At 72.1% G+C, this 22,855-nt stretch carries 16 protein-coding genes and 1 pseudogene; 3 read left to right on the top strand and 14 right to left on the bottom strand.

The features are described from left to right. Positions 1-147: 147 nt before the first annotated feature. The 6 genes from HK417_RS23100 to HK417_RS26645 all read right to left on the bottom strand — a co-directional run bounded on the left by HK417_RS23100 (position 148) and on the right by HK417_RS26645 (position 7,683). Positions 148-1,635: a GntP family permease gene (locus HK417_RS23100; RefSeq protein WP_222272574.1), complete on the bottom strand. Its 1,488-nt coding sequence runs from the start codon at positions 1,633-1,635 to the stop codon at positions 148-150. 731 nt (positions 1,636-2,366) lie between these two features. After that, the gene (locus tag HK417_RS23095; protein ID WP_222272572.1) at positions 2,367-2,780 is read right to left on the bottom strand and encodes a hypothetical protein; all 414 of its coding nucleotides are present in this window, start codon (positions 2,778-2,780) and stop codon (positions 2,367-2,369) included. Between the two features lie 968 nt (positions 2,781-3,748). Next, positions 3,749-5,677 carry an ATP-dependent zinc metalloprotease FtsH gene (gene ftsH / locus HK417_RS23090; RefSeq protein WP_222272570.1) on the bottom strand — a complete coding sequence of 643 codons (1,929 nt, stop codon included), beginning with the start codon at positions 5,675-5,677 and terminating at the stop codon, positions 3,749-3,751. An 83-nt stretch (positions 5,678-5,760) separates the two neighbouring features. Further along, on the bottom strand, positions 5,761-6,390 hold the full coding sequence (locus HK417_RS23085) for a DedA family protein (protein WP_222272560.1): 630 nt from the start codon (positions 6,388-6,390) through the stop codon (positions 5,761-5,763). A gap of 91 nt (positions 6,391-6,481) precedes the next feature. Next, a complete protein-coding gene (locus HK417_RS23080) occupies positions 6,482-7,156 on the bottom strand; it encodes a response regulator transcription factor (RefSeq protein WP_222272557.1) in 675 nt (224 codons plus the stop codon). A gap of 56 nt (positions 7,157-7,212) precedes the next feature. Next, a complete protein-coding gene (locus tag HK417_RS26645; protein ID WP_222272555.1) occupies positions 7,213-7,683 on the bottom strand; it encodes a hypothetical protein in 471 nt (156 codons plus the stop codon). A gap of 109 nt (positions 7,684-7,792) precedes the next feature. Between HK417_RS26645 and HK417_RS23070 the strand changes: the two genes are divergently transcribed. After that, complete coding sequence (locus HK417_RS23070) at positions 7,793-9,145, top strand: sensor histidine kinase (protein WP_222272553.1); 1,353 nt, start codon at positions 7,793-7,795, stop codon at positions 9,143-9,145. Between the two features lie 71 nt (positions 9,146-9,216). Next, complete coding sequence (locus tag HK417_RS23065; RefSeq protein ID WP_222272551.1) at positions 9,217-9,888, top strand: DUF1345 domain-containing protein; 672 nt, start codon at positions 9,217-9,219, stop codon at positions 9,886-9,888. Between the two features lie 20 nt (positions 9,889-9,908). On the opposite strand, the gene HK417_RS23060 is transcribed toward HK417_RS23065, so the two are convergent. The 7 genes and pseudogenes from HK417_RS23060 to aceE all read right to left on the bottom strand — a co-directional run bounded on the left by HK417_RS23060 (position 9,909) and on the right by aceE (position 21,114). After that, entirely contained in the window at positions 9,909-10,238 is a 330-nt protein-coding gene (locus HK417_RS23060) for an ATP-binding cassette domain-containing protein (protein ID WP_222272541.1), read from the bottom strand. A gap of 130 nt (positions 10,239-10,368) precedes the next feature. After that, positions 10,369-11,271 carry a PrsW family intramembrane metalloprotease gene (locus tag HK417_RS23055; RefSeq protein WP_222272539.1) on the bottom strand — a complete coding sequence of 301 codons (903 nt, stop codon included), beginning with the start codon at positions 11,269-11,271 and terminating at the stop codon, positions 10,369-10,371. Between the two features lie 758 nt (positions 11,272-12,029). Beyond that, positions 12,030-12,449, bottom strand: coding sequence for an acyltransferase (locus tag HK417_RS26255; protein WP_306433891.1), 420 nt, complete (start codon positions 12,447-12,449; stop codon positions 12,030-12,032). Between the two features lie 662 nt (positions 12,450-13,111). After that, positions 13,112-14,968, bottom strand: coding sequence for an NAD-dependent malic enzyme (locus HK417_RS23045; protein WP_261327634.1), 1,857 nt, complete (start codon positions 14,966-14,968; stop codon positions 13,112-13,114). Positions 14,969-14,998: 30 nt separating this feature from the next. Beyond that, on the bottom strand, positions 14,999-17,056 hold the full coding sequence (lpdA, locus tag HK417_RS23040; protein WP_368858542.1) for a dihydrolipoyl dehydrogenase: 2,058 nt from the start codon (positions 17,054-17,056) through the stop codon (positions 14,999-15,001). A gap of 31 nt (positions 17,057-17,087) precedes the next feature. Beyond that, positions 17,088-18,413: pseudogene (gene aceF / locus HK417_RS23035) on the bottom strand (dihydrolipoyllysine-residue acetyltransferase); the annotation flags it as partial. 4 nt (positions 18,414-18,417) lie between these two features. Next, on the bottom strand, positions 18,418-21,114 hold the full coding sequence (aceE, locus tag HK417_RS23030; protein WP_222272515.1) for a pyruvate dehydrogenase (acetyl-transferring), homodimeric type: 2,697 nt from the start codon (positions 21,112-21,114) through the stop codon (positions 18,418-18,420). 284 nt (positions 21,115-21,398) lie between these two features. On the opposite strand from aceE, the gene HK417_RS23025 reads away from it, so the two are divergent. Next, entirely contained in the window at positions 21,399-21,890 is a 492-nt protein-coding gene (locus HK417_RS23025) for a TIM barrel protein (RefSeq protein ID WP_222272513.1), read from the top strand. A 156-nt stretch (positions 21,891-22,046) separates the two neighbouring features. On the opposite strand, the gene HK417_RS23020 is transcribed toward HK417_RS23025, so the two are convergent. After that, positions 22,047-22,400, bottom strand: coding sequence for an IS110 family transposase (locus HK417_RS23020; RefSeq protein WP_222272511.1), 354 nt, complete (start codon positions 22,398-22,400; stop codon positions 22,047-22,049). Between the last annotated feature and the right edge of the window lie 455 nt (positions 22,401-22,855).

The raw sequence follows: 22,855 nt of genomic DNA, 5'->3' as shown, positions 1-22,855 counted from the left end.
CCTCATCCAGAGCGTTCCGCCGGATCCGGTACGCGGCCTGGCGGATCCGCTCGATCCGCTCCCCCTGGTCGACCGTGCCCGCCGTGTGCGAGACGGCCGGGCTCGTTGGTGCGTTCATGCTGGTGATCTCCTTTGCTCGATTTCCGGTCAGACGAAGACGCTGAGAACGAGGACCGCGCCCAGGCCGACGAGGGACAACAGCCCCTGGGCGACCGTGTACACCTGGAAGGTGCCCCGTACGGAGAGGCCCAGCAGCGTCTTGAAGATCCAGAAGGTGTTGTCGGTGACGTGCCCGCCCAAGGCGGCCCCGGACGCGGCGGCCAGCCAGATCAGCACCGGGGAGAGGCCCAGGTCCGCGACGACCGGCGCCAGCAGGGCCGCGGCGGTGATGGCGGCCACGGACCCGGAGCCCTGGGCGAGGCGCAGCAGCGCCGCGACCAGCCAGGCCAGCACGAGCGGGAAGGCCGCGTTGGCGCTGAAGAGGCCGGCCACCAGGTCCCCGATGTTGGTCTCGGCGATGACCTGCCCGAGCGATCCCGCGACGCCGGTGAACAGGAGGATGACGCCGCTGGTCCCGGCGGCCCTCACGATCACCTCCTCGACGCCCGTCCGGCCCAGTGACGGCACGGCGAGAGCGGTGCCCAACAGCAGCCCGATGAGGAGGGCCACCACGGGATTGCCCAGGAAGCCGAGCACGGCGATCTCCGCGCCGGCCGCACTGCTGCTGGTGTCGGCCACGATGAGGAGCACCGGGATGAGCAGCGGGAGGAGGGCGACGAGCAGGGGCAGCTGTCTCCCTGGCCGCTTGACCGCTGCGCCGGCGGGGGCGGTGCCGCGCTGCGGGTCGTCCGTGACGGCCGTCGCTCCACCACCGCGATCGTGCTGCGGGGCATGCTGGTCGGTCGCGATGGCTGCCTGAGCACCGGAGGGGTCATCGGCGCCTGGTGGGAGGCCGTATCCGGCGATCTCACCGGTGTGCTCGGGGTCGGTCAGCGGGTCGTCGTCCTTCTTGTCATCCCAGGTGAAGCGCATGAGCAGGCTGTGCAGCAGGATGGAGACGACGATGACCACGATGCCGAAGGGGATCCCCCACAGGAGCATGGTGCCGAGCGGGATGTCCAGAGCGGCCGCGATGGCCAGCGCAGCTGCACCGGGCGGGACCATCAGCAGCGCCACCTCGAGGCCGATGGCCAAGGAACCGGCCAGTGGAGCGATGCTGAGTCCGGTGCGCAGGGCGATCGAGCGGGCCATGGGGCCCAGGATCACCAGCGCGACGTCGAAGTAGATCGCGGGAAAGACGACTCCCGAGGCCAAGCCGATGACGTAGGGGGACCGCTTGACCCCGAAGAGCCGCAGCATCCCGTCCACGACGCGGTGGAGCGTCCCCATGGCCGACAGCAGCGTCCCCAGCATCACGCCGAAGCCGATGATGAGGCCCACCTCGGCCATCAGGATGCCGAAGCCCTCCGTGACGGCCGTCGTCGTCCCCTCGTAACCGAGCCCTGCGGCGATGCCGAGATAGAGGGCGCCGATCACCAGCGAGATGACCGGGTTGATCTTCGCAAAGACGATGAGCCCGACGACGATGGCAACCGTGATCGCGGTGTGGAGCAGGAGCGCCGTGGTGCCTGCCATGTCAGTGTCCCTCCGAGTTGCCGGAGCTGATGAGGCCGCACGTCTCGATGGCGATCGCCTCGACCGCGCAGCCGGCGCCCACCTTCGGGCGAGCCCTCGGTCGCATGCCTCTCGGCGACTTCCTCGAGGTGAGGGCCCGGAGCGGCGGGTGACGCATGGTCATAGTGATCTCCGCGGGTCATGGGGAGTGAGGGTGGAGGACAACCGACTGACGTCCATAGGTTGACTGTCGACAGTCGACTGTTAGCCACAAGAGTGGAGGCGCACGTCACACGTGTCAAGGCTCACTTCGAGCAGCAGGGCGACTCTCCGACCGCGCGGGCGCGTGCCGCTGGCATCTGACGCATCCGGCAACAGCGGGGCGCGCGAGTGAAGCTGCAGGCGGCACGGCTGCTCCGCTCGCAGCCGGGCTCAGGCCGAGATCCCCAGCAGATGGCTGGTGTGATACAGGTCACGTCTGCACACCTGGTGAGGATCGCATCGATGCGGCTCGGGGTCGACCGCCTGGTGCGGCTCAGTCGGCGTTGCGAGCGTCCGCGAGCTGAACGCCTGCCGCCGCGGCGCCCGCGGTGTCGCCGGCTCGGGCGGCCCGCCGCCGGACCCGCAGTGGAGCCGCCCGACGGGAGTCCGTCCCTGCCCTCGGACGTACGTCGGTGACCGGCGGCCCCACCGGCCCGCGCTCGCGTCCGGTAGGGCCTCGTGCGTTCCGAGGGTGCCCGCGGCGCCCGGCGTCACGGCTCCGGCAGGAGGAACTCGCCGCTGGCGAACCACCAGCCGGCGTCGAGGACGAGCACCGCGCCGACCGCGAGCGCCGCAGCGGTCACGACGCGGCGGACGACCGGCTGCGCCCGTTCCCACCATGACCGGAACCGCTCGACGGCTCCCTCGTGGCTGCCGACGGCGATGGCCACCAGGAGCAGCGTCAGTGGGGCCTGACTGATCAGTGCCCACAGCAGGTGCGCGAGACCGACCGCGAGCACCTCCTGCCCCCGCCCGGCGAGCACGGTCAGCGCCACGAAGCTGGGGTCCAGCGCGGCGCTCAGCGCGAAGAGGGCACCGGCGCCGAGCAGGCCCGCGGTGCCCGCTGCGGTCCGGCGCGACCTGGGAGGCCGGACGCCGCGGCGCAGGAGGCGCACCAACCCCATGCCGCCAGGGCAACGCCGACGACGAGTTCCAGCACCGCACCACCGCGGCCAGTCGGCACCAGTCCCGACCAGTCGACGTCCGCGAGGGTGCTGCCGAGGGTGACGGACAGGATCGTCCCCAGCAGGGCTGTCCCCAGGAGGGCGACCGCACCGTAGAGCAGCACCGCCCGGTCGCGGGCACCGGCGGCGAGGGCCGCGACGGGAGGAACAGAGGTGGTCAAATGGTGGTCAAGTGCGCCCACTGACCTCGCCGCGGCGACAGGCCGGATGCCGCCCTCACACCGGGCGCGGACTGCTGTCGTCGGCCGGAGGCCACGCGGCCATGCTCTGTGGTCACCACCTGGCTCATTCCGGGCACGGGACGCGGGTCACAGGCATGGATCACACCATCGCCGTCCGGCCGCGCTGGGCACGGCGGGTCGGCTCCTGGTCGGCTGTGTGTGGATGGCTGCGGGGCTGCTGAAAGCTGTTCGACCCCGCGGCCGCGCTGCGCGCGGTGGGGGCTTACTAACCGCCGCCCGAGGCACTCGTCGCACCAGCGGCCGTCGGGCGCCGGACCCTGGAGTTCGGCATCGGGCCCGCCCTGGTGGCGGGGTTCGCCATCCGGCTGGCCGCGGTGTCGTCCGCCGTGCTGCTGACCGTGCTTCTCGCCGGGATGGTGTCGGCGTGGGTCGCAGGCTGCAGATCGACGGCGGGTGCTTCGGCAACGGCGGCGAGGTCTGGCCCGGGCAGACCTCGTACGCGGCGGAGGTGTTGCGGAACGCCGCGCTGCTCGCCGTGGCGCTCGTGCTGCGTCACGGCCGACCGTCGCGCCTCGTGAGGGGACGCCCCGGGCGGCCGAGCGATCGCCGAGATCGCGAGAGGACCGGCCTGCGCCCACCGCTGACCGCGGACCGGCCGGCGTGGCGACCGCCGTCCAGGCCGCCGCCACGCCGTGACGTTCCGTCCTCCGTCGCGCCCGGCACCGGTCAGCGCCGGTCGTCGGGGACCTGCAGCGCCGCGTCGGCGTGCACGAGGACGTCGTACACCACCGAGCCATCGAGGGTTTCCTCGTCCAGCAGCCGCGCGGCCAGCGCGTCCAGCGCAGTCCGGTGCCCGACGAGCAGTTCCGTGGCCCGTTCCTCGGCCTCCCGCAGCAGCCGGGCGACCTCCCGGTCCACCCGCCGCTGCGTGGCCTCCGCGTACGGCCGGTCGGTCGCCGTTCCGTCGAGGAAAGTGCCGCTCGGTAGTGGGTAGGCGACCGGCCCAAGTGCGGGAGACAGCCCGTACTCGCGGACCATGCGGGCGGCCAGCTGCGTCGCACCGGCCAGGTCGTCGGCGGCTCCGGTCGACCCCTCCCCCAGCACCAAAAGCTCCGCGGCGCGGCCGGCGACGCGGATGGCCAGCGAGTCGCGCAGGTAGCTCTCCGCGTACAGCCGCCGGTCGTCCTCGGGTAGCTGGTGCGTGGCGCCCAGCGCCATCCCGTTCGGCAGGATGGTGATTCTGGAGACCGGGTCCGCCGTCGGTGCCAGAGCCGCGACGAGGGCGTGCCCGCTCTCGTGGACCGCCACCGCGCGCCGCTCCTGCGGCAGCAGGGCGTTGCCCTCGTCCCGCCGGCCCAGGACCAGGCGGTCCAGAGCCTCATCAAAGTCGGCCGCCGTCAGCTCCTCCCGGTCAGCCCGGGCCGCGCGCAGGGCTGCCTCGTTCACCAGATTCGCGAGGTCGGCGCCGCTGAAGCCGGCCGAGGCGCGGGCCATCCGGCTCAGGCTCACGTCGGCGGCCATCCGTTTTCCCCTCGCGTGGACGGCCAGGATCCGCTGCCGATCGGCGCGGTTGGGCAGCGGCACCTGCACCTGCCGGTCAAATCGGCCGGGGCGCAGCAGCGCCGGGTCCAGCGCTTCGGGGCGGTTGGTGGCGGCGATGACCACGATGGAGCCATCCCCGGTGAACCCGTCCATCTCGGCGAGCAACTGGTTCAGCGTCTGCTCCCGCTCGTCGTTGGCGCCCGTCCCGGGCAGCGCGCGCCGGGCCCCCATGGCGTCGATCTCGTCGATGAAGACGATCGCCGGGGCGTTGCCCCGTGCCTCGGCGAACAGATCCCGCACCCGCGACGCGCCCAGCCCGACGAAGACCTCCACAAAGCTGCTGCCGGTCACCGCGAAGAACGGCACGCTGGCCTCCCCGGCGACCGCACGCGCCACCAGCGTCTTGCCCGTGCCGGGCGGCCCGACGAGGAGCAGTCCGCGCGGACCCTGGGCACCCGCCAGCCGGTAGCGGGCCGGGTGCTGCAGGAAGTCCACGACCTCCCGGACCTCCTGCTTGACCCCCTCGTAGCCGGCGACGTCGCCGAAGCGGGTCGCCGGCCGCTCGGCGTCGGTGACCCTGGCCTTGCTGCGGAACAGGCTCCCGAGCCCACCGGCACCGGAGCCGAGGCTGCGCCGGGCGGAGCGGCTGATCCACCAGAAGAACCCGACGAAGACCACCACCGGCAGCAGGGAGACGGCCAACTGGCCGAGCGTGTTGCTCTGCGAGAACGCCGACACGTGCACGCCTGCCGCCTCGAGCTTGGCGGCCAGGTCGTCGGTGGTCAGCGCCCACGGCGGCGCCTGCACTGTGAACTCCTTGCCGCTGGCGAGCGTCCCGACCAGCTGGCCGGCACTACCCACCGCGACGCTGGCCACCTCGTGCTTGTCGACGTCGGACAAGAAGGCGCTGTAGGTGAGCGCCCGCCCTCCGCCCGACCCGATGACGCCCGTGACCAAGAACCAGCCGAGCATGAAGACCGCGGCCACCAGCCATGCCCACGTCGGCGGTCGGCCGCGTACGGGGGTCGGGCTCGGGCGCCGATCCGGCTGCGGCGTGGCCGGACGCGACGTGCTCCCGACCGCGCGATGCCGGAGTTGGATGGCGAAGGACATGGCGTGCTCCCGGGGGTCTTGGTCGGTTCTCCGGCCCACGGTGGTGCGCGCGCCATGAGAGGCCGATGAGGGCCGGAGACAAGTCAGGCGGGGTCCGGTCCCGGCCGCTCCGGCCTGCGACTGTGGCGATGCCCCGCATGCCCCACCAGCAGGCCGACAACCAGCGCGAGCAGGCACGCGGCGCCAACCAGACCGAGGTACCGCTCCGCCTGGTGATACGCGGAGCCGGTGAGGAAGCCGATAGCGGCGACAGCAACGGCCCAGACCGTGCCCCCCGTGACGTTCAGGACGGCGAATCGGGCGTACGGGTAGCCGCTGACGCCCGTCGCCGCGGGGATCACCGCACGCAGGAACGCGGTCCAGCGACCGATCAGGACGGCGCCCCCACCCCGTCGCCGGAGGACGCCCAGACCCCGGTCCAGGCGGTGCCGGGCTCGGGCGGACACCCGCGCGCGCAGTCCCGGTCCTAAGCGGGACCCGAGTGCGTAGCCGACGCTGTCCCCCACCACTGCGCCGGCGGCCGCGGCACCCATCACCGCCGGCAGACCGACCCGGCCCTGGGCGGCGAGGACACCCCCGAGCAGCACGGCGACCTCGCCAGGCACCACGAGGCCGAGCAGCGTGGAGGCCTCCACCGCCGGCAGGGCGAAGACGCCCAGCAGAACGGCCCAGCCCGGCACCGCATCCGCCACCTGCTGGACGAAGTCGCTCACGCCCGTGACCTCCGTGCTCGTGGCCGCGGCGCCGCGCGGCGGCGCCGCGCGGCGGCGCATCGGGGCCGATCCCCCCGGACGGGAGGACCGGTCAGACGTCCGGGTCGAGGCGGTAGCCGGCACCGCGCACCGTGCGGATGGTGTCCCGGCCGAAGGGCCGGTCCACCTTGTCCCGCAGGTAGCGCACGTACACGTCCACCACGTTGGATCCGCCGTCGTAGGCGAAGTCCCAGACGTGCTCGATGAGATGAGTGCGGGTGAGCACCTCGCCGGGCCGCCGCATCAGCTCGTGCAGCAGGGCGAACTCCTTCGGGGAGAGCGCGATGCCGATGTCCCCGCGCCGGACGACGTGCGCCACCGGGTCCAGCACGAGGTCACCGACCCGCAGGGCGACGGGGCGCTCCAGCGGATCGCGGCGGGTCAGCGCCCGCACCCGCGCGAACAGCTCGGCCAGCGCGAACGGCTTGGTCATGTAGTCGTCGGCCCCGGCGTCCAGGCCACGGACCCGGTCCGGCACCCTGTCCCGCGCCGTCAGCATGAGCACCGGTGCCCACCGGCCCTCCGCGCGCATCCGGCGGCAGACCTCGAAGCCGTTCGGCGGCGGGATCATCGCGTCGAGCACGACGCCGTCGTAGTCGTTCTCCTGCACGCTCCACAGCGCGTCCTCGCCGGTGCGTACCGCGTCGACCGCGTAGCCCTCGTGCTTCAGGCTCCGGACGAGCAGCGCGGCCATGCCCGGGTCGTCCTCTACGACCAGCAGCCGCATGCCAGCCAGCCTAGGGACGTGACCGGTGTAGACGTGGTCATCTGGCTCCCCCTCCCCTACTGCTGCCAGGCCCTGAGCCGGGCGTGGAGTCGGGCCACCTCGACGGACAGCAGCTCCACCTGGCGGCGCAGCTCTTCCAGTTCCTCCGCCGTCCGCCCCGTGGTCGCCAGGTGGTGGACCGCGAGTTCCTCCGCGGTGCGGTCGGCCCGGCGGATCGTCATCAGGAGGATCGACAGGTCGAGCAGCACGAGCCCGGAGACCACCACCCCGAGCAGGGCCACCGCGCCGTCCACCCGGTCCTGGCGGACGGCCGCAACCATGCCCACCTCGAGCAGGACCGCGACAACGACCACGAACGTCCAGGACCCGATCCTGTCCGCGAGCCAGGCCGCGGCCCGTTCCCGCCGGGGCAGCCGGTCTGGCGACCGGACGCCCGGGTGCAGCTCCCAGCCGCGCCGCCGGCGGAGGCGCGTGAACTCGGCGCGGTGCCCGGGGGGTCTGGACGGCGAGGGGTTGTACGCGATCACGGACCGAGGCTGCGCCCGCTCGCATGAGAGGACGGTGAGGAAGCACTGTGCCGACCGCACGCGGCCGGACCACCCTTGCTCTGCCGAGACGACACGGCGACGGAGGCGGGTGAGACGGGTGCGCCTGGGACCACGATCGCTGCGCGCACGGCTGACGCTGGTGGTCACGCTCGGCGCCGCCGCCGCCCTGGGCCTCGCTCTGGCGTTGCTGTACGCCGCGCTGAACCGGCAGCTGGCCACGACACTCGACCGGGACCTGACCACCCGCGCCGGCGACCTGGCGGCCGCGGTCCGTACCGGCGACACGAGCTCGGTCGCGCGGGATCCCCTGGCCCAGCTCTACGCCGCGGACGGCACGCTGCTGGCCGGGTCGCCGGTCCTCGTGGACCGCCGGCTGCTCCCCGCTGACGACGTCCGCAGCCTCGAGGGCGACACCCTGCGGACCCGCACACTCCCCGAGCAAGGCGAGGCCGCGCCCCTGACGGCCCGGGTCTTCACCCAGCGGCTCGACGACGGACGGGTCCTGAGCGTGGGCGTCTCCGCTCAGCCACTGGAGAAGGCCCGCCAGGGACTGCTGCAGGTGCTCCTGATCGCCGCGCCTGTCCTGCTGGGTGCGCTGGCGGCGGCCGGGTGGCTCGTCGTCCGCGCCGCACTGCAACCGGTGGACGTGCTCACCCGCGAGGCGGCGTCGATCGCGTCCTTCGAGAGCGACCGGGCGCTGCCGAGGGTGCCCGGGGACGACGAGATCGCGCGGCTCGCGGCCACCCTGGACGACATGCTGGGCCGGTTGCGGGTCGCCTTCGAGCGGGAACGCTCTTTCGTCGACGACGCCAGCCACGAGCTGCGCACGCCCATCGCCGTCCTGCGGGGCGAGATCGAGCTCGCCCTGCTGTCCTCCGACGATCCCGCCGAACGGCAGCGGTCCCTGCGCGCCGCGTTGGGCGAGGCCGAACGGCTGTCCCAGCTGGCGGAGGACCTGCTCCTCTTGGCGCGGGAGCGCATGGGTGCGCTCGTCCTCCGCGAACGACCGGTGGACCTCCTGGACCTGGCCGCGTCGGAGGCCCACCGGCTGGACCGGACGCTCGGGCTGCGCGTCCGGGTCTCCGGCGTTCCGGTCGTCGTCGGGGGTGACGCCGACCGGCTCCGGCAGCTCGTGACCAACCTCCTGCACAACAGCGCCGACGCCGGGGCCGAGGTGGTGGAAATTCGCAGCTCGGTGGATGCGGTGGAAGCGACCCTGGAGGTGGCGGACGACGGCCCCGGGTTCCCCGCCGAGATCCTGGGTTCGGCGTTCGAGCGGTTCGTCCGGGGCGACGAGGCCCGGAGCCGGGGCGCGACCGGGGCAGGGCTCGGGCTGTCCATCGTGCGCGCGGTGACGGCGGCCCACGGCGGGACGGTCGAGGCCGGCAACGGCGGACCGCTGGGTGGCGCTGTGGTTCGGGTGCACCTGCCGATGCGGTGAGCGTCGGCCCTCTCCCCCGAGCACCGGACGCCCACGATGGTGGGGACGTCGTCGACCGAGGGAGCACCCGGATGCGGCAACCACGAACCGGACCGACCGAGCGAGGTCACCGCGGGGACGGCTCCGCCCGCGCGGAGGCCCTGGTGGCCGTGCTCGTCGGCGTCGTCGTGGCCACGACCGTCGCGGCGCTGCACTCAACGGTGATGGGGCTGCTGCTCGGGTGGGACACCGTGGCCGTCATCTACACCGGCTGGCTGGCGCTCGTCCTGCTCCGCCGGGACGCGGAGCAGACCGCTGAGCGGGCGACCGTCACCGACCCCGACCGCGTGGCCACCGACGTCGCGCTGCTCACGGCCGCGGTCGCCAGCCTGGTCACCGTGGGCTTCGTGCTGATCCGCGCGGGACGGGGCGGCGATGCGGAGTTCCTCCAGGTGGGCCTGGGCGTCCTGTCGGTGGTGCTGTCCTGGGCGATGGTGCACACCCTCTTCACGCTGCGGTACGCCGCCCTCTACTACGGGGAGCCCGGTGGGGGCATCGACTTCAACGGCCCGGAGCCGCCCACCTACCGCGACTTCGCGTACCTGGCCTTCACGATCGGGATGACCTTCCAGGTGTCCGACACAGCCCTGCAGTCGACGGTGCTGCGCCGCACCGCCCTGCGGCACGCCCTGCTGTCCTACCTCTTCGGCACGGGGATCCTGGCCACCACCGTGAACCTCGTGGCCAGCCTGCGGGCGGGCTAGCTCCGGCTCGGGCAACAGCGTCATGGCGAACCGGAACCGCTGCTGCTCTCCCCCGGAGCACCTGCCGACACGCCGGCCGGCGACCCCGTCAGGCCGGCCCGCTCGAGCACCTCGGGGACCGGTCCGGTGTCAGTGAACAGATCGGTGGTCAGCTCCACCGTGTCGCCGACGGTGAGGGCCTTGAGCAGGCCTCCGGTCTGCATCACGACCGCGACCCGGCCCTCGGCGATCGCGTGGTGAGGGCTTGTCCCGAGGACCGCGACGCTGCTGGCGTCCGGCCGTACCAGTTCCAGCACCATGTCGATCGTGGTTGTCGTGCCGGCCCCGTCGGTGCCGAGAAGGGCGACCACCTCCCCGGGTCGGTCGTGAGGTCCAGACCGTCGACGGCGGTGACCGAGCCGGACCTCTCGGAGGCCCCGGAGAACGACGGCCCGGGCGGCGGGGTCGGGCGCGGGCCGGTGGCGGCGGGAAGGGCACGTGTCATGACGCGAGCCTGTAGCCGGCGGCCTCGCGCGAGGCCCGGTCGGGAGCGGCCAGGCGGTGGGCGGTCCACGCCAGGAGGCCCAGCCCCACGAGGGAGAGGGCGGCGCGCACCCAGCCACTGCCGGTGCTGTCCCACGCGGCATGCAGCGCCGCGACGAGGAAGTACGTCCCGGCGAGGCGGGCCACCGCGCGGCCCCGCCAGTGTCCGGCGGCCGCACGCCACAGCGCGGCCGCGAGCAGGCCGGTCCACGCCATGTGCGCGGCAGGGCTGAGCAGGCTGCGGTCGAGGATCAGGTCGTTGACGACCGTCAGGTTCCCCCCTGACCGGACGAGTGCGACGAAGGCGTAGCCCATCGTCTCCAGCAGCGCGAACCCGGCACCGGCGGCGACGCCGAGCAGCAGCCCGTCCGCTGGGCGCCGACCGCGCCGCAGCACCAGGAGCGCGACCGCCGGCACGAGCAGCTTGGCCAGTTCCTCGATCAGCCCGACCGCGAACATGGGGAGGACGCCGAGGCTGCGGCGGGTCTCGAACTCCAGCGTCCCCGCGGCGACCACCCCTATCACGCCACCCAGGAGGGTGGTGAGGGCGACGGCGACACCGCCGACACCGAAGACCAGCCGTCGGGCGGACACGAAAGTGACGAAGGCGACCGGGACCACGGCCGAGCCGACGAGTATCAGCGTCGGGGCGTACAGCGGGTCCTTGGTGTCCAGCAGGGTCTGGCGGACCAGCTCGTACAGCAGGAACCCGCCGACCACCACCAGCAGCCACGACCACCGGCGGGCCAGGACCGGCCACTGGCCGGCCGTTCGACTCACCATGGTGTGCCGCGGCCCGCGGGACCACAGCGGTGCACCGGCGGAGTCGACCACCGGCGGCTCCAGTGCAGGGACGCTCATCGCGTCACTCCTTCCCTCTCGTGTCCGTTTCGTCGTCGACCCTCGTGGGCGCCCAGTGAGAAGTCGGTGAGAACCGGGCTCCTCCGGGCGCCCCGCGTGGGAACTGGTCAAACCGCGCCGGGCCGGTTCGCCGACCGATCGCCGCCGCCGGGGCTGCGCGGCCCCCCCGGCGCGCGCTGCCTGTCCGTGACGGCGCTGGCGACGGAGATCTCCAACCCGTTGCCGACCCATCGGTGAACCACCCCTCAGGACCACTCCGGCCTCCCGGCCCGGTGTAGGCCGTGCCGCGCCGCCACCAGCAGCGCTGGCCATTGGCCCCCAGTCACGTGCCCGCGGTTCGTCGGCATCCGGGGTTGTGCCCTTCCCGCTGGTCAGACGGCTGCCGCGTTCGCCGTCGTCCCGCCCGGTACAGCCTCGTCCGCCCGCGTTGCTGTACCGGTTGCTGTACTCGTCCCCCGCGCTCGGCCGCGTCCTCGAGCTGACAGAGCCCGAGTCAGGGACGTATCGCTACGCCGACCTAGCCAAGCTCGGTGTCTCTGACGGCGGCCTCAGGGACAGTTCGCCATAGCAAACGTAGGACCGCGGAACCCTCAAGTCTTGGCCAGCAGTGGTGCCGCCCACCCCGCCGAGTCATATGCAACGCGCCTCGAACGGGAGTTCGCGTAACAGGTGCTCCGGGCAGTCTGCGACTGTTCGCCGATCGGCTCGACTCCGTGCTCCTGACCGTGAGCGCCGATGAACTCGACGATTTCCGTTGATCACTTGCCCTGCAAGACGTTGCCCACCACACGAACGCCCGCCCCGGCGACGATCGCGCCGGCATCCACGTCTCGGGTCACGACGGCGCCGTACCCGATGACCGCCGCGTCTCCCACGGTGACGCCCTTGAGGACCGCCGCCCTTTCCGCCAGCCACACGTCGTCGCCCATACGCACCGGCCGGGTCGGCGAGGTGGTGTGCCGCTCGCTGGGGGCTGTGCCGTGAAAGTCGGTGTCGAAGATCGCGCCAGCGCCGAGCGTGGCCCGGGCTCCGATGACCACGGACTCCCGGGCTGCTATCCGAATGCCGTTGAGGTAGGAGTCCGGACCGATCTCTATGACGGCGTCGCGGGCGAGCGTGTTGAGCCGGTTCGGCTGCGCGCTCTTGCTCTCGAGGATGCAGCCCTCCCCGATCACCACTCGCCCCGGACCTCCCACCGTCAGCCGACCGGCGATCGTCACGCCCGGCCCCAACTGGACGCGGGGATGGAGCCGTCGGAAGAGAGCGATCCGTAGTGCGTGACGCAGCCTTCCGATCATGGCAGTGAGCTTGCCAGAACCCAGCACGCGGCACTGCCCCCTGAATGGGCCGCTCTGAGACATCCGGCGGCGAGGACGCCGACGGAAGCTGTGCGGCTCCCGCATCCGGCCCTCGGGCTCGGGCGTCTGGTCAGACGTTCCCGCGGGAACGTCGGCAAGGAGCTCGTCCGCGGCTCGGCCGAGGCTCAGTCCTGGTGCTTGTGTTCGCCCACGAGGTCGGGCATCGCAGAGCAACCCGTACAGAAGGTGCTGCGGGAGGCGAGACGCTCGCACACGTTCCCGCGCGGGTGCGGTCCAGGTCGGCGGGGACGTGGTCCGCATAGAGACGGCGGCCCGGCGTTCCGCCGGCACGCGGGCGGCCACGGGAACGCTCGCGGCGACGTCCGCGGGCTCCGTGACAGGGGAAGCTGCTGGAGCGAGGGCTGAGAGCGAGGCCTCGTCGCCGTCCCCGTCGGCGTCGTGGGGTCAGAGGGCCGATCACCCGGCCAGAACCGTGCCGACATCGGTTCCTCCTCGTGGTCGTCGTGTTGCTGGCAGGCCGCTCAGATCGCCTCGATCTGCGGGTACTCCGGCCGCCACATCGCGGCGTGCACCTGCTGGACCGGGTCATGCAGCTCCACCTGGGCCAACCCCTCCGCGGCCGCGGCCCGGGCCACCGCGATGCCGACCGCGGCGGACACCGGGCGGAGCTCGTCCACCGGCGGCAGCAGGGCCGAGCCTGGGCGGGTGGCGTCGGAGTTGTCGACGACCGCGGCCGCGGCCGCGGCGAGCATGCCGTCGCTGACGCGGCGGGCCTTGACTGCTGACACCCCCAGGCCCAGGCCTGGGAAGATCAGCGAGTTGTTCGCCTGCGCGACGATGTAGGTCCGCCCGTCATGGTCCACCGGCGGGAAGGGGCTGCCCGTCGCGATCAGCGCGCGGCCGTCGGTCCAGCGGATCAGGTCGTCCGGGAGCGCCTCGCACCGGGAGGTGGGATTGGACAGCGGCAGGATGATCGGTCGCTCGACGTGCTCGGCCATCGTGCGCACGATCTGCTCGGTGAAGACCTTCGGCTGGGTGGAGGTGCCGATGAGGATCGTGGGCCTGACCCGTTCCACGACCTCGGCGAGCCCGATCGCCCCGTCGCCAGCCGCCCACCCGCTCACCTCCGCGGCGGGCCGGGCGTAGGTCACCTGGAAGTCGCGCATGCGCGATGCCTGGTCATGGGTCAGCAGGCCCCTGCTGCCCAGAGCCCAGAACCGCCGCGTCGCCTCCTCGGCGCCCAGGCCCTCCCGGACCATGGCCTCGCGGAGCATGTCGGCGATCCCGATGCCGGCGGTGCCGGCGCCGAAGACGACCACCCGCTGGTCCCGCAGCTGCGTGCCGGCCGCCCGTGTCGCGGCGAGGACGGCGGCGAGCACCACCGCCGCGGTGCCCTGCATGTCGTCGTTGAAGGTGCAGCACAGGTCGTCGTACTTCTGGAGAATGCGGCGGGCGTTGTCCGCGCCGAAGTCCTCCCAGTGCAGCAGCGCGTTGGGGAACAGCCTGGTCGCCGCGGTCACGAAGGCGTCGATGAACTCGTCGTAGCGCTGACCGCGTACCCGGGAGTGCCGGTTGCCGAGGTACATCTCGTCGTTGAGCAGCCCGAGGTTGTCGGTGCCGACGTCGAGGACGACCGGGAGGACGCGCCGCGGGTGGATGCCGCCGGCCGCGGTGTAGAGGGTCAGCTTGCCGATGGAGATCTGGATGCCGCCGACGCCCTGGTCGCCGATGCCGAGGATGCCCTCGGAGTCGGTGGCGACGATGAGGTCGCAGTCGTCCGGGCCGAGACCGTAGTCGCGCAGCGCCCGCTCGATGTCCTCAGGCTCGTCGACGGAGAGGAAGACCCCGCGGGGGCGGTTGTAGTCGTTGCTGAAACGCTCGATGACCTCGCCGATGGTCGGTGTGTAGACGATCGGCAGCATCTCCTCGAGGTGCTCGGCGAGCAGCCGGTAGAAGAGGACCTCGTTCCGGTCCCGCAGGCTGGCCAGGTAGATGTGCTTGGCCAGCGAGCTGAACTGGCCCCGGAACTGCTCGTAGGTGCGGCGCACCTGCCCCTCGACCGACGAGACGGCATTCGGCAGCAGGCCCACGAGGCCCAGCGCCTCGCGCTCGTCCCTGGTGAAGGCCGTGCCGCGGTTGAGCATCGGATTGCGCAGCACGTCGTTGCCCCGGGCGCGGATCCGCGCGGTCAGTCCATCCGGTCCCGCGATCAGCTCGTAAGGCCGTTGGTACATCGCGTCCTCCTCGATGTCCGGCGTACCCGCCGGTGGTGGGGCACAGGCCCGGGCGGGCTGGCCCTGCGAGAGCGCGTGGACGTCGCCGTCTGGCCGGGAGCGGCGCAGCGCCTCCGTGGGGCGGTGGTCCCGGTTCCGAGCCATCCTCGGCACTCTCCCCGCCGTCCCGTCCTGCTACTTCTTCTTCTTGGGCAGGTACAGGTCGGTGAGGGTGCCCTCGAATGCCTCCGCGGCCATCCCGACGGTCTCGGACAGCGTGGGGTGGGCGTGGACGGTCAAGCCGACGTCGGCGGCGTCGGCGCCCATCTCGATCCCCAGTCCCAGTTCGGCGATCAGCTCCCCCGCCGACGGGCCGACGATGCCGGCGCCGATCAGCCGGTGGGTGGATTCGTCGAAGAGCAGCTTGGTGCTGCCCTCGTCACGCCCCAGTGAGAGCGCGCGGCCGCTGGCCGCCCAGGGGAAGGCTCCCTTGCCGTAGTGGATGCCGGCGGCCCTGGCCTCGTTCTCGGTGACGCCGACCCACGCGACCTCGGGGTCGGTGTAGGCCACCGACGGGATGACATGTGCGTCGAAGTGGCTGTTCTGCCCGGCGGTGACCTCTGCGGCGACCTTGCCCTCGTGCGTGGCCTTGTGCGCGAGCATCGGCTGCCCGACGACGTCGCCGATGGCGAAGACGTGCGGGACGTTGGTGCGCATCTGCTTGTCGACCGGCACGAAACCGCGCTCGTCGACCACGACGCCGGCCCTGTCCGCGCCGATCGCCGCACCGTTGGGGCGTCGGCCGACGGCGACGAGCATGCGATCGAAGGTCGCGGTGGTGGACGTGTCCCCCTCCAGGGCGGCCACGAGACCCTCGGGCCGTGCCTCGACGGCGGTCACCCTGGTCTTCAGATGAACGCCCGCGTAGGTCTGCTTGATCCGCTTGTACAGCGGCTGGACCAGGTCCTTGTCGGCGCCCGGGATGATCTGGTCCATCAGCTCCACGACGGTCACCTCAGCGCCGAGCTCGTGGTAGACGGTCGCCATCTCCAGGCCGATGATCCCGCCGCCGAGGACCAGCATCCGTCGGGGGACGTCGGTGAGCTCCAGCGCGCCGGTGGAGTCCACCACCCGTGGGTCCTCGTGCGGGACGAACGGCAACCGGATCGGCTCGGACCCGACGGCGATGATCGCGTGCTCGAAGTCGACCGTGGTGGTGCCGCCATCGGTCAGCTGGACCTGGACCTGGGTCGGCGAGGTGAACCTGCCATAGCCACGGATGGTGGTGACCTTGCGCTGGCGGGCCAAGCCGGCGAGCCCGCCGGTCAGGCGGCCGACGATGGAGTCCTTCCAGCTGCGCAGCCGGTCGACGTCGATCGACGGCGCCCCGAAGGCCAGCCCGTGCTCGGCCATCTCGCGGGTCTCGGCGATCACCCTGGCCGCGTGCAGCAGCGCCTTGGACGGGATGCAGCCGACGTTGAGGCACACTCCGCCCAGCGCCGGCCACCGGTCGACGAGGACGACCGACTTGCCCAGGTCAGCGGCGCGGAAGGCCGCGGTGTAACCGCCCGGCCCGGCGCCCAGGACCAGGACGTCGGCGCGGACGTCCCCCGGCCCGATCGCGACCGCCGGCGCAGGGGTGGGCGTCGCGGCCGCGGCCGGAGCTGCGGGCCCGGCCGACGCAACGGCCGCCGCGCCCTCGCTGCGCAGGAGGAGCAGGATCCTGCCGGCGCTGACGCGGTCACCGACCCGCACCGCCACCTCCTCGACGGTGCCGGCCTGGGAGGCGGGGATCTCCATGACTGCCTTGTCCGACTCCAGGGCCACGACGGGGTCGTGCGGGCCCACCTGGTCACCCGGCCCGACCAGGACCTCGGTGACGGGTACGTCGGCGAAGTCGCCGAGGTCGGGCACGACCACCTCGACCCGGTCGTAGACGCCAGCGTCCGATCCGTAGCCCGGGCGGTCCACCGGGGCGGGGACGGCGTCCTCGTGGGTGACGGGTCGGGTGGCCGGCGCGGCGCCGACCCCGCTCTCGGTCAGGCGCAGCACCAGGTCACCGGGCGACACCGTGTCGCCGACCTGTACCAGCACCTCCTCCACGGTCCCGGCTGCCGGCGCGGGGATGTCCATCGTCGCCTTGTCCGACTCCAGCGTCAGGACCGGGTCCTCGGCGGCGACCACGTCCCCCGGGGCCACATGGATCTCGATGACGGGCACATCGGAGAAGTCGCCGATGTCAGGGATGCGCATGTCCACGGGAGGCTCCGGAGCTACGGAAGGGTCAGAGCACGAGGCGGCGGACGTCTTCGAGGACGTGACACAGGTATCGGGTGAAGCGCGCGGCCGCCGCGCCGTCGACCACCCGGTGGTCGTAGGACAGCGACAGCGGCAGCATCAGCCGCGGCACGAACGAGGTGCCGTCCCAGACCGGGGCGGTCTTCGACCTGACGACGCCCAGGATGGCCACTTCCGGGGCGTTCACCAGAGGGGTGAACGAGGTGCCGCCGATGCCGCCGAGGCTGGAGATGGTGAAGCAGCCGCCCTGCAGGTCGTTGACGCCCAGCTTGCCGTCCCGGGCCCGCGCGGACACCTCGCCGAGTTCGCGGCTGAGCTCGCGGATGCCCTTGCGGTCGACGTCGCGCATCACCGGGACCACCAGGCCGTCGGGCGTGTCGACGGCGACGCCGATGTGGAAGTACCGCTTGAGGACCAGAGCGTCCTTCTCCGGGGTCAGGCTGCTGTTGAACCGCGGGAACTCGCGCAGCCCCGACACCGCCGCTTTGAGCAGGAACGACAGCAGTGTGACGCGGTAGCCCTCGGCCCTGGCCTCGATGTCAAGCTCCTTGCGGTAGGCGTCGAGCTCGGTGATGTCCGCGTCGTCGTCGTGGGTGACGTGCGGGACGTTCAGCCACGAGCGGTGCAGATGCGGCCCGGACACCCGCTGGATGCGCGACAGCGGCTGCGTGTCGACCGGGCCGAACCTGGAGAAGTCCTGCGGCGGGATCTCCGGGATGCCGCCCCCGGTGGCCGGGGCCGCGGGGGCCTGCTGCGATCCGCGCACGTCCTGCAGCAGGTCGTCCTTGGTGATCCGCCCCTTCGGCCCGGATCCGGTGATCCCGGTGAGGTCGATGCCGAGCTCGCGGGCCAGCCGGCGGACGCTCGGCCCGGCGTGCACGCCGGCGAAGTCCGGCACCGCCGCGGTGGCGCTGACCGGCGGGCCACCGCGGGCGGTCGGCGGGGAGGCCGCCTCGGCGGAGCGGCGGGCCGGCTCCGCGGCAGCCTCGGTGGGCGGTTCGTTGTCGACCGTCGCCGAGGCGAGCTGCTCGGGAGGAGAGGCTCCGTCGGACTGGTCGAGCAGGAGGATCGGCTGCCCGACGGTGACCCTGTCGCCGACCGAGATCCGCAGTTCGCGGACGGTGCCGGCCGCCGGCGACGGGATGTCCATCGTGGCCTTGTCCGACTCCAGCGTCACCAGCGGGTCCTCGGCCGCGACCGCGTCGCCGGGCTGGACGTGGATCTCGATGACGGGCACGTCGGAGAAGTCACCGAGGTCGGGGACCGTCACTTCGGCGGGAGCGGTCATGTCAGGCCTTCCGGACGACGGGGTGCGGTCAGAGGGTCCAGGGCGGGGGGGCCTCGGGGTCGATGCCGTACCGGCGGAGGGCGTCGGCCACTGTCGTTGCGGGGACGGCGTCCTGCGTGGCGAGGGAGGCGAGCGCGGCCACGGTCACCGAGTGTCGGTCGACCTCGAAGAACCGGCGCAGGTTGCGGCGGTAGTCCGACCGGCCGTAGCCGTCGGTCCCGAGCACCCGGTAGTCGCCCGGGACGTACGGGCGGATCTGGTCGGCGAAGGAGCGCACGTAGTCGGTGGCCGCAACCACCGGGCCCTGACGGTCGGCCAGGCACTGCTCGACCCAGCTGCGACGCGGCTGCTCGGTCGGGTGCAGCAGGTTCCACCGCTCGACCTCCATCCCGTCCCGCCGCAACTCGGTGAAGCTCGGCGCGCTCCACACGTCGGCGACCACGCCGAAGTCGGCGGCGAGCAGGTCGGCCGCGGCCAGCACCTCGCGCAGGATGGTGCCGCTGCCGAGCAGTTGCACCCGGGGCGGCGCGGACTTGCGCCGGGACGGCGCGGCCGGCCCCTCCTGCAGGAGGTACAGCCCGCGCAGAATCCCCTCCTCCGCGCCCTCGGGCATGCCCGGATGCTCGTAGTTCTCGTTCATCAGGGTGACGTAGTAGAAGACGTCCTCCTGGTCGGCGTACATCCGCCGGAGCCCGTCCTGGACGATCACCGCGACCTCGTAGTGGAAGGTCGGATCGTAGGAGACGCAGTTGGGGACCACCGCGGAGAGCAGGTGGCTGTGGCCGTCCTCGTGCTGCAGCCCCTCGCCGTTGAGCGTGGTCCGGCCGGCGGTGGCGCCGAGGAGGAACCCGCGCGCCCGGGAGTCCCCGGCTGCCCAGGCCAGGTCCATGACCCGCTGGAAGCCGAACATCGAGTAGAAGATGTAGAAGGGGATCATCGGGGTGTCGCTGAGGCTGTAGGCCGTCGCCGCCGCGATCCACGACGACATCGCCCCGGCCTCGTTGATGCCCTCCTGGAGCATCTGGCCGTCCGGCGCCTCGCGGTAGTACATGAGCTGATCGGCGTCCTCTGGCCGGTAGAGCTGCCCGACCTGGCTGAAGATGCCGAACTGCCGGAACATCCCCTCCATCCCAAAGGTGCGCGACTCGTCGGGCACGATGGGCACCACCCGCGTGCCGATCGACTTGTCGCGCAGCAGTGTGTTGAGGATCCGGACGAAGGCCATCGTGGTGGAGATCTCCCGGCCCTCGATCGGCACGAGCTGGCCGCCGAAAGCGGATAGGTCCGGCACCTGCAGCGTCTCGGTGGACCTGCGCCGGCGGACCGGCATCGGCCCGCCGAGCGCCGCCCGCCGCTCACGCAGGTAGCGCAACTCCTCACTGTCCTCGGCGAACCGCAGGAACGGGACCTCAGGAAGCTGCTCGTCGGAGACCGGGAGGTCGAAGCGGTCGCGGAAGCGGGCCAGCGCGGCCCCGGCCACCTTCTTCTGCTGGTGGGTGATGTTCTGCCCCTCGCCGGCCTCCCCCATCCCGTACCCCTTGACCGTCTTGGCGAGGATCACGGTCGGCTGCCCGATGGTCTTCACCGCTGCGCTGTAGGCGGCGTACACCTTGCTGGGGTCGTGACCGGCCCGGGTCAGCGCCCAGATCTCGTCGTCGCTCATGTCGGCGACGAGCTCGAGCAGCTCGGGGTACTTGCCGAAGAAGTGCTCCCGGACGTAGGCGCCGTTCTTGGACTTGAAGTCCTGGTACTCCCCGTCGACGCACTCCTCCATCCGCTGGAGCAGCAGGCCGGAGGTGTCGCGGGCGATCAGGGGATCCCAGCCGCTGCCCCAGATGGCCTTGACGACCTTCCAGCCGGCACCGCGGAAGATCCCCTCGAGCTCCTGGATGATCTTCCCGTTGCCACGGACCGGCCCGTCGAGGCGCTGCAGGTTGCAGTTGATGACGAAGATCAGGTTGTCCAGCCTCTCCCGTGCGGCCAGCGCGATGGCGCCCAACGACTCCGGCTCGTCGGTCTCACCGTCACCGAGGAAGGCCCAGACCTTGCGCCCGGCGGTGTCGGCCAGCCCGCGGCAGTTCAGGTACTTCAGGAAGCGCGCCTGGTAGATCGCCATGATCGGCCCCAGGCCCATCGACACGGTGGGCAGCTGCCAGTAGTCCGGCATGAGCCACGGGTGTGGATAGGACGGCAGACCGCCGCCGCCGACCTCCTGGCGGAACCTCAGCAGCTGCTCCTCGCTGAGCCGCCCCTCCAGGAAGGACCGGGCGTAGATGCCGGGCGAGGAGTGGCCCTGGATGAACAGCAGGTCGCCGCCGTGGGTGTCGGTCGGCGCGTGGAAAAAGTGCTGGAAGCCGACGTCGTAGAGCGTCGCCGCCGACTGGAAGCTGGCGATGTGGCCGCCGAGCTCCGAGGACTCCGCGTTTGCCCGCAGCACGATGGCCAGCGCGTTCCAGCGGATGAACGAGCGGATGCGGTGCTCGATCGCCCGGTCCCCCGGATGCCGGTCCTCGTTCTCCACCGGAATCGTGTTCAGGTACGGCGTGGTGGCGCTGTAGGGAACCGCGGCGCCCTTGCGGCGGGCCTCTGCGACGACCTCGTCGAGCAGGTGGAACGCCCGATCCGCCCCCTCGAACGCCAGAACCGAGTCCAGCGCGTCGATCCACTCCTGTGTCTCGGCCGGGTCCAGGTTCCCGCTGACGTCTCGGCTGAGGTCTTCGCTCACGTCGTCCTCCTCCGCGTACCGCACCGCTGAGGAAGCGAGCGATGCGCCGATCCTTACGCGGAAGCGCGCCCGGTCACAACCAGGTCGTCCGCGGGGCGACCGGGTTGCCGAAATGGGGCAGGTCGTTTCGGTGGACGGCTTGTCCCGGACCCTGGCGGGACCTACCGCTCGACGAGCCACTCCCCAAGCGTTGGCGCTGCTGGCGACCCGAGATGCCGGCCCCCGACACCCGCCGGCACAGCCGTGCAACTGCTCCAGGTCCGGTTCACTCCCCGGAAGACGTGATGGTCGATCGCATCCTGCGTTATGAGGTCAACTGCTCCATCCTGCTCACCGAGCTGCCCTTGCTGGAGCGCCCGGCGGCCGCGAAGCGGGCCGGGCTCGACGCCGTCGAGTGTTGGTGGCCCTTCCCGGTCGCCGAGCCCTCCGCCGCCGACGTCAACGCCTTCTTCCATGCGGTCCGCGACGCCGGTGTGCAGCTGGTCGGCGTGAACTCCTTCGCCGGTGACATGCCGGCCGGGGACCGTGGGCTGTTGTCCTGGCCGGCCCGCTCGCAGGGGTTCCAGGACGACGTCGACGTGACGGTCGGGATCGGGGAGCACGTGGGCTGCCGCGCCTCCAACGCGCTGTACGGCAACGGGGTCGACGACGCCCGGCCGGAGGAGCAGGACAGCCTCGCGGCGGAGAACCTGGCCCTCGCCGGCCGGGCCGCGAGCCGGCTCGGTGGCACGGTGCTCGTCGAGCCGGTCAGCGGCGCGCCCGGTACCCGCTGCTGACCGCGGCGGACGCCGTCGGCGTGATCGACCGCGTGACCGAGGAGACCGCGGTGACCGACCTGGGGTTCCTCTGCGACCCGTACCACCTGGCGGTCAACGGCGAGGACCTCGACCGGGTCATCGCCACCTAGAGCTCGCGGGTCGAGCACGTGCAGATCACCGATGCCCCTGGCCTCGCGGGCGGCGCGTTCGGCGTCGACCGGATCGGACTTTCCCCGGCCGGCCCGCCGGGCGCTTGGGCCGGTCCAACTCGACGACCAGCTCACCGCCATCGGCCAGGTGGCGCGCCAGGCCGGCGCCATAGCCACCGGTGCCCTCCATCGCCCAGGCCCGCAAGCCCGGGTGAGCCTCTACCAGGGCGCTCAGTTCGGCATAGCCGTCCGGGTCGGCCGAGACGGTCGCCCGGGCGAGCACCCCGCCGGTGCGGGCATCGACGACCGCGGCGGTGTGTGTCTCGGAGTGCGTGTCGACGCCGATGACGACCTCGACCAGCTCTGCCAGCATGGACATGCGTTCTTCTCCTTGACCGGTGGGGACGCAGCAGGTCCCGGTCCGGTGCGGAGATGGCAGGACGGTGATGAGACACGCCAGCGCCTACTGGGGGCATGCTCCTGATCAGGCCAACGTCTCCGGCCGGGCCGGTGCCGGCAGCAGCGAGCGGACAAGTCGCGCGAAGGGCACGAAGCAGTCAGACCAGGGGTCACACCCGCTGCCACCGGCCGCCGGCCCATCACCGATGGACCGACCCGGCCATGCTCACACTCAGCCCAGGCCGGCCTTCCGCAGAACGCTCCTCCGGCTCCACTCCTGTGAGGTCTGCTGTCGTGCCCGCCCGACGAGCGGCGGGTGGCGCTGGTGACATGAGAATGACTTCCGAGTGAGATGTGGAGTTGTCTAGTGCTCTGTAACTGATGTGGTTGATGCCTTGCGGTGTCCGGGATCGGTGGCCTTGGCGATGACCGTGT

It is taken from the genome of Modestobacter marinus (genome assembly GCF_019799945.1).
Taxonomy (GTDB): domain Bacteria; phylum Actinomycetota; class Actinomycetes; order Mycobacteriales; family Geodermatophilaceae; genus Modestobacter; species Modestobacter marinus_B.
This window is presented reverse-complemented; position numbering and strand designations above follow the sequence as displayed.